Origin of the sequence: Sphingomonas sp. (assembly GCF_004799495.1) — a bacterium.
Taxonomy (GTDB): domain Bacteria; phylum Pseudomonadota; class Alphaproteobacteria; order Sphingomonadales; family Sphingomonadaceae; genus Sphingomonas.
The window spans coordinates 101,318-113,011 of record NZ_SSMY01000006.1 but is presented as its reverse complement, the minus strand read 5'-3'; the positions used below and the strand labels follow the sequence as shown (position 1 = coordinate 113,011).

The following is an 11,694-nucleotide window of genomic DNA, read 5'->3' as shown; positions in this document are numbered from 1 at the left end:
GGTCGATGGCGACGCTCGTGTTCTCGAAGCCGCGGAGCGAGGCCGCGGAGGCGACGCCGCGCACCGCGATCATCGACATCGGGTCGAACTCGATCCGTCTGGTCGTCTATCAGGGGCCGTCGCGGCTGCCGGCGACCTTGTTCAACGAAAAGGTCATGGCGGGGCTGGGCAAGGGGCTGGCCGGCGACCGCAAGCTGTCGTCCGAGGCGATCGACCTGACGATCGAGACGCTCGAACGGTTCGCCGCGCTGGCACGCGAAATGGAGGTGGATTCGCTCCGCACCGTCGCCACTGCAGCAGTGCGCGATGCCGCCAACGGCCAGGTGCTGCTCGACGCCGCCGCGCGGATCGGCTTGCCCGTAGAACTGCTGTCGGGCGAGCAGGAAGCGATGGCGGCGGGGATGGGCGTGCTGTCGGCGATCCCCGACGCGGACGGCATCGTCGGCGATCTGGGCGGTGGGAGCCTAGAGCTGGTCCGCGTCAAGAAGGGCGAGATCCGCGACCGCGCGTCGTTCCCCCTCGGCGTGCTGCGCGTCGCGGCGCTGCGCGCCAAGGGGAAGGGCGCGATCGACCGCCGCGTCGCCAAATTGCTCGCGCAGGCCGGCTGGGCGGGTAAGGGCAAGGGACTGCCGCTCTACCTCGTCGGCGGGTCGTGGCGCAGCCTCGCGCGGCTCGACATGGAGGTAAAGCGCTATCCGCTCCCGATCATCCAGCAATATGCCATGTCACCGGCCGACATCACGCGGCTGGTGCGCACCGTGAGCCATGTCGACAAGAGCACGCTGAAGACCGTTCCCGGCATTTCGTCGCAGCGCGCGCCGATGCTCAACGACGCCGCGGCGTTGCTCGCGGCGCTGCTCCGCCACTTGCGCAGCGAGCGCACGATTGTGTCGAGCTTCGGCTTGCGCGAAGGGCTGCTCTACCAAGGACTCGACGGCGAAACGCGCAAAGAAGATCCGCTGATCGTCGCGACGCGCGCCGACGGGCAGCGGCTTGGACGGTTCCCGGAACATGGCGACCTGCTCGACGCGTGGATTTCGCCGCTGTTCGAGGATTCGCCGGCGATGGCGCGGTTGCGGCACGCCGCGTGCCTGCTCGCCGATGTGGGCTGGCACGCCAATCCGGAGTTCCGCGCCGAACGCGGAGTCGAGATCGCGCTCCACGGCAATTGGGTCGCGATCGACGCGCGCGGGCGGGCGATCGTCGCGCAGGCATTGTGGACATCGCTTGGCGGCGGGTCGACCGCGCCGGCCGGACTCGAACAACTCGCGGCGCCCGCGGACTTGAAGCGCGCGGTGCAATGGGGCCTCGCGATGCGGCTGGGGCAGCGCCTGTCCGGCGGCGTCGCCGGGCCGCTCGAACGCTCGAAGCTGGGCGAGGACGGTGCGGCGCTGACGCTACACCTCGCGGGCGATGACGTCGCGCTGTACGGCGAAGCGGTGCAGAAGCGCCACGCCGCGCTGTCCGCCGCGTGCGACCGCGACCCGGTGCTGACGAGCTAGCCCGCCGTCGCGGACGCCGCTTCCTCGGTGCGGGTCATCCGCAATTTGCCGTTGATCACCGCGAATGCCAGCCGCCCCTCGACCAGGTCCAGTGCGTCACGGCCGAACTGGTCGAACCGCCAACCCTCGAGGATCGACAGCCCGTCGCGATGCCCGGCGGCGAGCGCTTCGAGCTCCTCCGACCGCGCCAGCAATCGCGACGCGACGTCGATGTCGCGCGACCGGATCTTGAGCAGCAGCTTGAGCAGGTCGGCGACAAGCGACCCGTCCTTGCCCAGCCCGGGCTTGCGGTCGTCACGCGGCGGCATTTCGTCGCCGGTCATCGGCTTCGCGTCGGCAATCGCCGCCATCAGCCGCGCGCCGATATCGTTTCCCGCCCAGGTCGCCGACAGCCCGCGCACGCGCGCCAGATCGGCCTGCTTCTTCGGCGGGTGGCTGGCGAGATCGGCGAGCGTCTCGTCCTTGACGATGCGCCCGCGCGGCAGGTTCTTACCCCGCGCTTCCATCTCGCGCCACCGCGCCAGCGATTTGAGCCGGCCGAGCACGTCGGGCTTGCGCCCCGCGATCCGCACGCGCTTCCATGCCAGATCGGGGTCGTTGGCGTAATTGGCGGGGTCGGCGATCCGCTCCATTTCCTGGTCGAGCCACGCACCGCGCCCGGTGGTCTTGAGCCGCTCGAGCATCTTGGGGAAAATGCGCGCCAGATGCGTCACGTCGCCGATCGCGTAGTCGACTTGCCGATCCTCCAGCGGGCGCCGCGCCCAGTCGGTGAACCGCGCGCCCTTGTCGACCTGAATGCCGAGCCAACTGTCGACCAGGTTCGAATAGCCGATCTGTTCGCCTTGCCCCAGCGCCATCGCCGCGATCTGCGTGTCGAACAGCGGGTGCGGGGTTTTCGACGTCAGATTGTAGATGATCTCGATATCCTGACCGCCGGCGTGGAAGACCTTGAGCACGTCCTCGTTGTTGACCAGCAGGTCGAGCAGCGGCTGCATGTCGATCCCCGGCAGCATCGGGTCGATCGCCGCGGCCTCGTTCGTGTCCGCGATCTGGATCAGGCATAGTTCCGGCCAGAACGTGCTCTCGCGCATGAACTCGGTATCGACGCACACGAACGGCGATTGGGCGAGGCGGGTGCAGAGATTGGCGAGGGCGGCGTTGTCCTCGATCAGGCCATGGATATGCATCTTGACCCCATAGCGGCATGACCGTGCGGGGACAAACGAATGTGCGGTTGATCAGCGGTTGTTGATTATCGTGACCGGCGGCTTGGCCGGCGCCTGGTCCTCGGGTGGGTTGGCGGCCCAGGCGAACAATCCGAATCCGACGATCGCGAGCGGACCGCCGATCCACAGCGCGCGGATCAACGACCGGAACTTCTGCGTGACATGCTGAAATCCGGCTTCCGCCATGAGCTTGGGGAAGAACAACTTGAATTCCGCCAGAAAAAGTTTGTCGGCGTCGGTATGTTTGAGGCGCGCGTCATTCGCTTTTGCGAGCAATTGCTCCACACTCGTCACGTTGCCGGGAAACGTTCCCGCGTAGATCGTGGCCATCTTGTCGCGGACTTGAGCCAGCGTCGCCGTTTCGCCCGCGGCGAGCGCGGGCAGACCGACGCTTTCGACCGTCAGCACCGCGATCGCGCGCGACAATATCAGCGCCAGACCGACAAAACCCGCCACCCCGCCACCTATCGCCATCAGCAAGCGCTCCGCGTTCTGGTGAAGGTCGAGGCTGCCGAGGTGTGTCAATGAACTGCCGGCGAAAATTCCCGCGGCAGTCGCTGCGACGCCGCCGACGAGCCATTTGGCGGTGTCTCGCAGGCTCGCGCTGGCGGCAGCTTTCGCCGCAATGATCGAACGCTCCTCGCCCGAAGGCGTGGTCATCGTTGGCCGCTGTCGTTTGCAGTGCCTCGATCAAAATTCCGCGAAATTGTCATCCTCGACCTCGAAGTCCGGCTGCGGGTCGTTCCAGAAAGGCTCGGGAAGCGTCGGCTCGGTTTCCGGTTCGGTTGTCGGTGACGGAGGTGGCGGCGGCGGTGGCTCGTGATCGGCGTATACTGGTTCGAGATTTACGGACATGCCGATACCTCCTGTCTGCCAGCGTTTGGCCCACGCAGCGCGAAGCGGCAGCAAATCATCAAGTCGCACGCTTGACAACTGTCTAATGATCCGGTGTGGCGGCAACACACGCGCCTTTGCCCGTGCCGGTGGTAGCCGGCATGTCGGGTGAAGAGCGACCAATCCCCGTCATGCCGGTTTCAGCCAGGCCTGGTTCGACGATCGAAAGAATCGAGACATGCACGCCTATCGTACGCACACTTGCGCCGCCTTGACCGCCGCCGAGGTCGGGCAGGACGTCCGCCTGTCGGGCTGGGTGCACCGGAAGCGCGACCATGGCGGCGTGCTGTTCGTTGATCTGCGCGACCATTACGGGATCACGCAGGTGGTAGCGGACAGCGACTCCCCGGCGCTGCCGATCCTCGAGGGTCTGCGCGCGGAGTCGGTCGTGACGATCGACGGCACCGTGAAGGCGCGCGCCGAGGGCACCGCGAACCCGAACCTCACGACCGGCGAGATCGAAGTGTTCGCGCGCGGCGTGACGGTGCAGTCGGCTGCCGCCGAGCTGCCGCTGCCGGTCGCGGGAGAGGCCGAATATCCCGAGGACATCCGTCTCAAGTATCGCTTCCTCGACCTGCGGCGCGAACGGCTCCACGCCAACATCGTGCTGCGCTCGAATGTCATTTCGTCGCTGCGCAAGCGAATGATCGGGCAGGGTTTCACCGAGTTCCAAACGCCGATCCTGACCGCCAGCAGCCCGGAGGGCGCGCGCGACTATCTCGTCCCCAGCCGAGTCCATCCGGGCAAGTTCTACGCGCTCCCGCAGGCGCCGCAGATGTTCAAGCAGCTGCTGATGGTCGCCGGGTTCGACCGCTATTTCCAGATCGCGCCCTGCTTCCGCGACGAGGACGCGCGCGCCGACCGTAGCCCGGGCGAGTTCTACCAGCTCGATTTCGAGATGAGCTATGTGACGCAGGACGACGTGTTCGCCGCGATCGAGCCAGTGCTGCACGGCGTGTTCGAGGAATTCGCCGACTGGCAGGGCAAGGGCCGCACCGTCAGCCCGCTGCCGTTCAAGCGCATCCCGTACAAGGAATCGATGCTGAAGTACGGATCGGACAAGCCCGACCTGCGCAACCCGATCCTGATCACCGACGTGTCGGAACTGTTCAAAGGATCGGGCTTCGGCCGCTTCGCCTCGATGGTCGAGGCGGGCGATGTCGTTCGCGCGCTTCCCGCGCCGAACACCGCGGAGAAGTCGCGCAAGTTCTTCGACGACATGAACAGCTGGGCGCAGGGCGAGGGCTTCCCGGGCCTCGGCTATGCGACCCAGAAGGACGGCGTGTTCGGCGGCCCGATCGCCAACAACCACGGGCAGGAGGGCATGAAGGCGATCGCCGATGCGATGGGCCTCGGTCCGAACGACGGCATCTTCTTCGCGGCGGGCAAGGAAGGCCAGGCGGCCAAGCTCGCCGGCCTCGCGCGCACTCGCGTCGCCGAGCAGCTCGAGCTGATCGACGCCAAGCGCTTCGAATTTTGTTGGATCGTCGACTTCCCGATGTTCGAGTATGACGAGGACGCGAAGAAGGTCGATTTCAGCCACAACCCCTTCTCGATGCCGCAGGGCGAGCTGGAAGCGCTGGAGACCAAGGATCCGCTCGATATCCTGGCGTACCAGTACGACATCGTCTGCAACGGCGTGGAGCTGTCGTCGGGCGCGATCCGGAACCACCGGCCGGAGATCATGTACAAGGCGTTCGAGATCGCCGGCTATTCGCAGGCCGACGTCGACACCAATTTCGCCGGCATGATCAACGCGTTCAAGTTCGGCGCGCCGCCACACGGCGGGTCGGCGCCGGGGGTCGACCGCATCGTCATGCTGCTCGCTGACGAGCCCAACATTCGCGAGGTCATCGTCTTCCCGATGACGCAGAAGGCGGAGGATTTGATGATGGGCGCGCCCAATTTCGCGACCAACAAGCAACTGCGCGAGCTCAACATCCGGCTGGTCGAACAAGCGGGCACGGCGAAGGCCGGCGTTGCGGAAGCGGTCGCGCCCGACGCGGGCTGATCCTTTTCCGTCACCCCGGACTTGATCCGGGGTCTATCCCTCCACAAGCGGGCCGCTTGCGGCTCCATGGATCCCGGATCAAGTCCGGGATGACGGGTAAAACGACGAGGCGGGGCAACGCTCCGTTTACCTCGGCCCGTTAGCACCGGCCTATGTCGCTCGCTTCCGCCATCCGCCTCGGCCTGATCAACGCGATCCTCTCCACTTTGCTGTTCGGGGCCGTGCTGTTCGGGCTGACCGTGCTGTTCGATCCGCGCGCGATTCCGCTGACCTGGCCGTTCCTCGCGACCATCATCCTGACGCTGGTCGGGCCGGGGATGCTGGTCATCGATCTCGTCGCCGCGGCGGTCGCGTCGCTGGCAAAGAAGTCCGCCGCGTCGGCGCACCTCGTCGCGCTGATCGTCGCGACGTGTCTGGGCGTCGGCTATCTCGGCACCGGCCGCGCCGCGATACTGCGCCCCGATATCGTCCTGCTGATCCGCGCCGCCTTCGTCGCGGCGATCGCGTTGCCATGGCTGGCGAGTGCCGGGATCGTGAAGGTCGCGCGCAAGGCCTGAGGTTCACTTCGCGGCCGTCCGGCGCTAGAACGCCGCCATGATCGACCGCCTCTTCCTCCGCCACCCGCGCAGCGTCGGTGAGACCTATGCCCAGCACGCCGGAGTCGCCTTCGGGTTCGGCGCACGCATGATCGTCGGGGGTGTCGCGGCGATGGTCCATGGCGTCGTCCCGGTGCTGTGCACGCGCACCGCGAGCAACACCGTCAAGGCGCTCTACGGCCGGATGAAGTCGCGCCAGCCCAATTTCGCGGAGCAACCGCCCGCCTTTACCGAGCCGAAGTGGCAACTCGAATACGAGATTTAGCCACATGATTCGCCACGTCGCGATCATCGGCGCGGGGTTTTCGGGCACGCTCCAGGCGATCAACCTGCTGCGCCACGACGGCCCTCGCGCGACGCTGATCGAGCGCGCGCCGGAGCCGGGCAAGGGGCTGGCCTATGGCGCGGCGTACGAGGATCACGTCCTCAACGTCCGCGCCGCGAACATGAGCGCACTGCCCGACGACCCCGGGCATTTCGTCCGCTGGCTCGCGACGAAGGGACGCGAGGATGCCGGCGCGGCCTTCGTCCAGCGCGTGACCTATGGGACGTATCTGCGCGATCAGTTGAACGAGGCGTTGGCGCAGTCGAGCGATCGGCTGACGGTCGTGCAGGGCGATGTTGCCGATGTGCAGCAGGCCGGGGAGGGGGCGACGGTAACGCTGGCGGATGGCCGCGCGATCACGGCCGACGCCGCGGTACTAGCGGTCGGCAATTTGCCACCGCACGACCCGCCGGGGTTCGGGCGTGCACTGTCGGCCGAGCGCTACAAGCGCGACCCGTGGGACCGCAGCGTGCCGCTGGGGCTGAGCGACGACGACACCGTGCTGTTGGTCGGCACCGGGCTGACGATGGTCGATATCGCGCTGTTGCTCGAATCGAGCGGGTTCAACGGGCGGATCGTCGCGCTGTCGCGGCGCGGGCTGCTGCCGCACCGGCATGACGCGCCGGGCCCGATGCACGAGAAGCTGGCGGAGCGGCCGGTCGCGACGCCGTCGGCGCTTGTGCACATGGTACGCGAACGCGGCGACTCGATCGGCTGGCGCAACGCGGTCGACGAACTGCGCGCCTATACGCAAGCGATGTGGGCCAACGGCACCGACGCCGAGCGTCAGCGTTTCCTACGGCATCTGCGCCCATGGTGGGACGTCCACCGTCACCGTCTCGCGCCGCAAGTCGCCGACCGGCTCGCAGCGATGCAGGCGAGCGGGCAGCTCGAAGTCGTCGCGGGCAAGACGATCGCCGCCGAGGAAACGCCCGACGGCATCGTGGTGACGTGGCGCCGTCGCGGCAACGACTCGCCCGAAACGCTGGTCGTGCAGCGGATCATCAACTGTACCGGGCCGCAGGGCGACCTGACGCGCACGACCGAACCGTTGCTCGCGACGCTCCAGCAGCGCGGCGTGGTGCGGGCCGACCCGGCGCGGCTGGGCCTCGACGTCGACGGATGCGCGCGGACGATCGCGGCGGACGGCGAGCCCAACGAATGGCTCTACGCGCTCGGCCCGATGACTCGCGGCGCGTTCTGGGAAATCGTCGCGGTGCCCGACATCCGGCAACAGACGTGGAACCTCGCACGGCGCCTGTCGAACGCGCAATGGGTCGGGGGCGAAGGCCTATAAATCTACTGGAAATGTTGGATTTCGTCTGACACACCTGCCAGTGCCGACATCCGCCAGAACCAGCGGCATGCGCCCGACCAAACGACCGCGATAGTGTAAATCTAGTGTCAACTTCCGCCGCTCAGGCCGGCGCGAACTCGCCCGCTTCGTCCATGACGTAGAGCACGCCTTCCGCGATCGCGAAATAAGCGCCTTTCAACTTGAGCTTGCCCGCCGCGACGCGTTTTTCGATCTGCGGGAAGGTGAGCAGATTGCGCAAGGATACGCGTACCGTCTCCAGCTCGAGCGCGCGCACCGCCTCCGGACCTGTCCCTAGGTCGGCGACGATCCGATCGCGCGCTTCATCGAGAATGTCGACCCAATGGCCGATGAACCCGCCATCCCCAGGTGCTGCGCCTTCGAATCGCTTGGATAGCGATGCCGCGACGCCGCCGCACGAGCCATGACCCATCACCACAATCTCGGGCACTTCGAGCTGGTTGACCGCAAATTCAAGCGCCGCCGACACACCGTGCCGCCCGCCGCCGGTCTCGAACGGCGGGACCAGGTTGGCGATGTTGCGCACGGTGAAAATCTCGCCGGGCACGGTGTCGAAGATCTGCGCCGGATCGACCCGGCTGTCCGAGCAGGCGATCACCATGACGCGCGGGCTCTGGCCTTCGCTCAACTCGTCCCAACGCTCGCGGTGGCGGCGATATTCGCTGGTGCGGAAGCGGTGGTAGCCGTCGATCAGGTCGGTGAAGTCGGTCATGGGTTCGTCTCTGCCAAGCACGGGAAGGGGTGGCAACCCAACGCACGGATCGCTATCTGCGCCGCATGAACGAGATTTCGCCCGTCGCTCGCGAGCCGCGCCAGCGCAAGCCCGACTGGATCCGCGTCAAGGCGCCGGGCGGCACCGCGTTCGCCGAGACCAAGGCGCTGATGCGCCGGCTCAACCTGGCGACAGTGTGCGAGGAGGCGGCGTGCCCGAACATCGGCGAATGCTGGACCAAGAAGCACGCCACGGTGATGATCCTGGGCGACACCTGCACGCGCGCCTGCGCGTTCTGCAACGTCAAGACGGGGATGCCGCGTGCGGTCGATCCGCTCGAGCCCGAACATGTAGCGGTCGCCGCGGCGGAACTGGGGCTGGAGCATATCGTGGTGACGTCGGTCGACCGCGACGATCTGCCCGATGGTGGTGCCAGCCAGTTCGTGAAGGTAATCGAGGCGCTCCGCCGCAACACGCCCAACACGACGATCGAGATCCTGACGCCCGATTTCCGCAACAAGGCGCAGGCAGCCGTCGAATCGATCGTCGCCGCGCGGCCCGATGTCTATAACCACAACCTCGAGACGGTGCCGCGGCTTTATCCGACGATCCGCCCCGGCGCGCGATATTACGCGTCGCTGCGGCTGCTGGAGAGCGTCAAAAGCCACGATCCGTCGATCTTCACCAAATCGGGCGTGATGCTCGGGTTGGGCGAGGAGCGGCTTGAAGTGCACCAGGTGATGGACGACATGCGCTCCGCCGACGTCGATTTCCTGACGATGGGGCAGTACCTCCAGCCGACGCCACGCCACACCAAGGTGATGGATTTCGTCAGCCCGCAGGCGTTCGACGCCTATGCCGCGATCGCGCGCGCGAAAGGCTTCCTGCTGGTCGCGAGCTCGCCGTTGACCAGGTCGAGCTATCACGCGGGCGACGATTTCGCGAAGATGAAGGCGGCGCGGGACGCGAAGATTGCCCAGACACGCTGAGACGCGGCGGCTTCCCTATACGCCGGAGCAGATGTTCGATCTGGTGGCCGACGTCGGCAGCTATGCCGATTTCCTGCCCTGGGTTGCCGCGGTTCGCATCCGCGCAAACAGTCCGACCGAAATGGTCGCCGACCTGATCGTCGGGTTCAAGGGATTGCGCGAGACCTTCACGTCGAAGGTGCAGAAAGCCCGGCCGGCCACCATCCATGTCGATTACCTCGACGGCCCGCTCAAATACCTTACCAACGACTGGGCGTTTCGCGCGGCGCCCGGCGGGTGCGACGTCGATTTCGCCGTCGACTTCGCGTTCAAGAATCGCGTGTTCGAGATGATGGCCGGACAGGTCTTCGGTCAGGCGCTCAGGAAGATGATTGGCGCGTTCGAGGAGCGCGCCGCGGCGCTCTACTCGCCGTCCGACTCGCGCGGCATCAGCAGTTCGAGCGCGCACAGCGCTGCCTGAAGCCGCACCCCGCCGCGCCCCAGGTCGCCGAAATCCTTGCGGTCGGCATGCACGTCGGACGGATCGGTATCGCGCTCGGCACGGGCGAACACGACCGTGCCGACCGGTTTCTTGTCGCTGCCCCCGCCGGGCCCCGCGACACCGGTAATTGCCACCGCCACATCGGCGTCGGTCACCGCGAGCGCGCCCTGCGCCATGCTCCACGCGGTCGCGATCGACACCGCCCCGAACGTGTCGAGCACGTCGTGGCTGACCTTGAGCAGGCCGTGCTTCGCGTCGTTCGAATAGGTCACGATCGCGCCGAGCAGCACCTCAGACGATCCCGGAATCTCGGTGATCGCCGCCGCCACCAGTCCGCCAGTGCAGCTTTCGGCGAGCGCGAATCTGCGGCCGAGCGCGCGGTTCGCCTCGACCACGCGCCGCGCGGCGTCGACCAGTTCGGCCGGCAAGACGGTATCGATACTCACCTGGACGCCCTTACACCCTAACCGTTACGACCGCTTGTGCAGCGATCCCCTCGCCACGGCCGGTGAAGCCCAGCCGTTCGGTGGTGGTCGCCTTGACGCTAATTTGGTTCGGCGCAAGCCCCAACAGCGCGGCGATGCGATCCCGGATCGGCTCGCGCGACGGTCCGATCTTCGGCGCTTCGCAAATAATCGTCAGGTCGACGAAATCGATCACGCCGCCATGCGCCGCGACCAGCGACGCGGCGTGCTGGAGGAATTGCCCCGATTCCGCGCCGCGCCATTGCGGGTCGCTCGGCGGGAAATGTGTCCCGATATCGCCCGCCGCGATCGTGCCCAGCACCGCATCGGTGATCGCATGGAGCGCAACATCGGCATCGCTGTGCCCCGACAGCCCCTTGTCGTGCGGGATCAGGACGCCGCCCAGCCACAACTGTTCGCCCGCGACCAGCCGGTGGACGTCGTAGCCGCTTGCCGTCCGGACGCGCATCATTGCCCCCAATCGAGCCTCGGCGAGTGCGATGTCGCCAGGATAGGTGATCTTGTCGAGCATCGGATCGCCCGCGACCATCGCTACATCATGGCCGGCACGGCGAAGGATCTGGGCATCGTCGGTTGCTTCCTCGCCCGCCGGCCATGCCCGGTGCGCGGCGAGGATCGCAGCGAAGTCGAACGCTTGCGGGGTTTGCACACGCACTAGAGCTGAGCGATCAGCGACGTCGCCCAGCGCGTCGCCGGTTGCGGCTAGCGTATCCGTGACTGGAAGGGTAGGGACGGCACCCTTTTGGCGATCGAGTGCGGCCAACAGCCGATCGATCACCGCGCTCGGCACCAGCGGACGCGCCGCATCGTGGATCAGCACGCGCTTCGCATCACCAATTGCCGTCAGCCCATTACGCACTGATTCCCGCCGGGTCGCGCCGCCTGCAACGCTCTCGCCCTCGACCGACCGGTCTTCCGCAATGACGGTGACGACGCGATCGATCTCCGGATGCGTCGCCAACGCCCGACGCGCATGTTCGACCAGCGGCAGCCCGCCGAGTAACTGGAACTGTTTGGGCACATCGCCCCCAGCGCGCTCGCCTTTGCCGGCGGCTACGATCAGCGCAACGGTGTCAGTCGAACCCATGCCGAGCGCCTAGCGCAGGCGCGCAAACCTTGCCAGCCGCAACCCGATCC

General features: G+C 66.8%; 13 protein-coding genes. 7 read left to right on the top strand and 6 right to left on the bottom strand.

Annotated elements, in window-relative coordinates; genetic code table 11:
• The first annotated feature begins 5 nt into the window (after window positions 1–5).
• Window positions 6–1,502: a Ppx/GppA family phosphatase gene (locus E7773_RS06375; RefSeq protein ID WP_293989592.1), complete on the top strand. Its 1,497-nt coding sequence runs from the start codon at window positions 6–8 to the stop codon at window positions 1,500–1,502.
• Here the strand turns inward: E7773_RS06375 and rnd are convergent.
• The 3 genes from rnd to E7773_RS06360 are packed head-to-tail and all read right to left on the bottom strand — an operon-like array spanning window position 1,499 to window position 3,583.
• Entirely contained in the window at window positions 1,499–2,689 is a 1,191-nt protein-coding gene (rnd, locus tag E7773_RS06370) for a ribonuclease D (protein WP_293989588.1), read from the bottom strand. The two genes, E7773_RS06375 and rnd, sit on opposite strands and share 4 nt — an antisense overlap.
• Before the next feature lie 51 nt (window positions 2,690–2,740).
• Complete coding sequence (locus E7773_RS06365) at window positions 2,741–3,388, bottom strand: hypothetical protein (RefSeq protein WP_293989585.1); 648 nt, start codon at window positions 3,386–3,388, stop codon at window positions 2,741–2,743.
• A 30-nt stretch (window positions 3,389–3,418) separates the two neighbouring features.
• Window positions 3,419–3,583, bottom strand: coding sequence for a hypothetical protein (locus E7773_RS06360; protein WP_293989582.1), 165 nt, complete (start codon window positions 3,581–3,583; stop codon window positions 3,419–3,421).
• 217 nt (window positions 3,584–3,800) lie between these two features.
• Between E7773_RS06360 and aspS the strand changes: the two genes are divergently transcribed.
• The 4 genes from aspS (at window position 3,801) to E7773_RS06340 (ending at window position 7,851) form a co-directional block, all read left to right on the top strand.
• Entirely contained in the window at window positions 3,801–5,633 is a 1,833-nt protein-coding gene (gene aspS, locus E7773_RS06355) for an aspartate--tRNA ligase (RefSeq protein ID WP_293989580.1), read from the top strand.
• A 152-nt stretch (window positions 5,634–5,785) separates the two neighbouring features.
• Window positions 5,786–6,190 carry a hypothetical protein gene (locus E7773_RS06350; protein WP_293989577.1) on the top strand — a complete coding sequence of 135 codons (405 nt, stop codon included), beginning with the start codon at window positions 5,786–5,788 and terminating at the stop codon, window positions 6,188–6,190.
• A 37-nt stretch (window positions 6,191–6,227) separates the two neighbouring features.
• On the top strand, window positions 6,228–6,494 hold the full coding sequence (locus E7773_RS06345) for a DUF6356 family protein (protein ID WP_293989576.1): 267 nt from the start codon (window positions 6,228–6,230) through the stop codon (window positions 6,492–6,494).
• Window positions 6,495–6,498: 4 nt separating this feature from the next.
• Window positions 6,499–7,851, top strand: a complete 1,353-nt coding sequence (locus tag E7773_RS06340) for an FAD/NAD(P)-binding protein (RefSeq protein WP_293989575.1) — start codon at window positions 6,499–6,501, stop codon at window positions 7,849–7,851.
• A 121-nt stretch (window positions 7,852–7,972) separates the two neighbouring features.
• Here E7773_RS06340 and E7773_RS06335 read toward each other — a convergent pair whose 3' ends face one another.
• Complete coding sequence (locus tag E7773_RS06335) at window positions 7,973–8,602, bottom strand: carbonic anhydrase (protein ID WP_293989572.1); 630 nt, start codon at window positions 8,600–8,602, stop codon at window positions 7,973–7,975.
• Between the two features lie 65 nt (window positions 8,603–8,667).
• Between E7773_RS06335 and lipA the strand changes: the two genes are divergently transcribed.
• Window positions 8,668–9,591 carry a lipoyl synthase gene (lipA, locus tag E7773_RS06330; RefSeq protein ID WP_293989569.1) on the top strand — a complete coding sequence of 308 codons (924 nt, stop codon included), beginning with the start codon at window positions 8,668–8,670 and terminating at the stop codon, window positions 9,589–9,591.
• Complete coding sequence (locus E7773_RS06325; protein ID WP_293989566.1) at window positions 9,575–10,051, top strand: type II toxin-antitoxin system RatA family toxin; 477 nt, start codon at window positions 9,575–9,577, stop codon at window positions 10,049–10,051. Before lipA ends, E7773_RS06325 begins: the two co-directional genes overlap by 17 nt.
• Here E7773_RS06325 and E7773_RS06320 read toward each other — a convergent pair.
• Entirely contained in the window at window positions 9,994–10,518 is a 525-nt protein-coding gene (locus E7773_RS06320) for a CinA family protein (RefSeq protein ID WP_293989563.1), read from the bottom strand. The two genes, E7773_RS06325 and E7773_RS06320, sit on opposite strands and share 58 nt — an antisense overlap.
• Window positions 10,519–10,528: 10 nt before the next feature.
• Window positions 10,529–11,644, bottom strand: a complete 1,116-nt coding sequence (locus tag E7773_RS06315; RefSeq protein WP_293989560.1) for a bifunctional 2-C-methyl-D-erythritol 4-phosphate cytidylyltransferase/2-C-methyl-D-erythritol 2,4-cyclodiphosphate synthase — start codon at window positions 11,642–11,644, stop codon at window positions 10,529–10,531.
• Window positions 11,645–11,694: the final 50 nt, after the last annotated feature.

Bases quoted from the DNA above. Each gene is read 5' to 3' on its own strand.
- E7773_RS06340 (WP_293989575.1), top strand. From the start codon at position 6,499: ATGATTCGCCACGTCGCGATCATCGGCGCGGGGTTTTCGGGCACGCTC.
- E7773_RS06360 (WP_293989582.1), bottom strand. From the start codon at position 3,583: ATGTCCGTAAATCTCGAACCAGTATACGCCGATCACGAGCCACCGCCG.
- E7773_RS06365 (WP_293989585.1), bottom strand. From the start codon at position 3,388: ATGACCACGCCTTCGGGCGAGGAGCGTTCGATCATTGCGGCGAAAGCT.
- E7773_RS06345 (WP_293989576.1), top strand. From the start codon at position 6,228: ATGATCGACCGCCTCTTCCTCCGCCACCCGCGCAGCGTCGGTGAGACC.
- E7773_RS06350 (WP_293989577.1), top strand. From the start codon at position 5,786: ATGTCGCTCGCTTCCGCCATCCGCCTCGGCCTGATCAACGCGATCCTC.
- E7773_RS06335 (WP_293989572.1), bottom strand. From the start codon at position 8,602: ATGACCGACTTCACCGACCTGATCGACGGCTACCACCGCTTCCGCACC.
- E7773_RS06375 (WP_293989592.1), top strand. From the start codon at position 6: ATGGCGACGCTCGTGTTCTCGAAGCCGCGGAGCGAGGCCGCGGAGGCG.
- rnd (WP_293989588.1), bottom strand. From the start codon at position 2,689: ATGCATATCCATGGCCTGATCGAGGACAACGCCGCCCTCGCCAATCTC.
- aspS (WP_293989580.1), top strand. From the start codon at position 3,801: ATGCACGCCTATCGTACGCACACTTGCGCCGCCTTGACCGCCGCCGAG.
- E7773_RS06315 (WP_293989560.1), bottom strand. From the start codon at position 11,644: ATGGGTTCGACTGACACCGTTGCGCTGATCGTAGCCGCCGGCAAAGGC.
- lipA (WP_293989569.1), top strand. From the start codon at position 8,668: ATGAACGAGATTTCGCCCGTCGCTCGCGAGCCGCGCCAGCGCAAGCCC.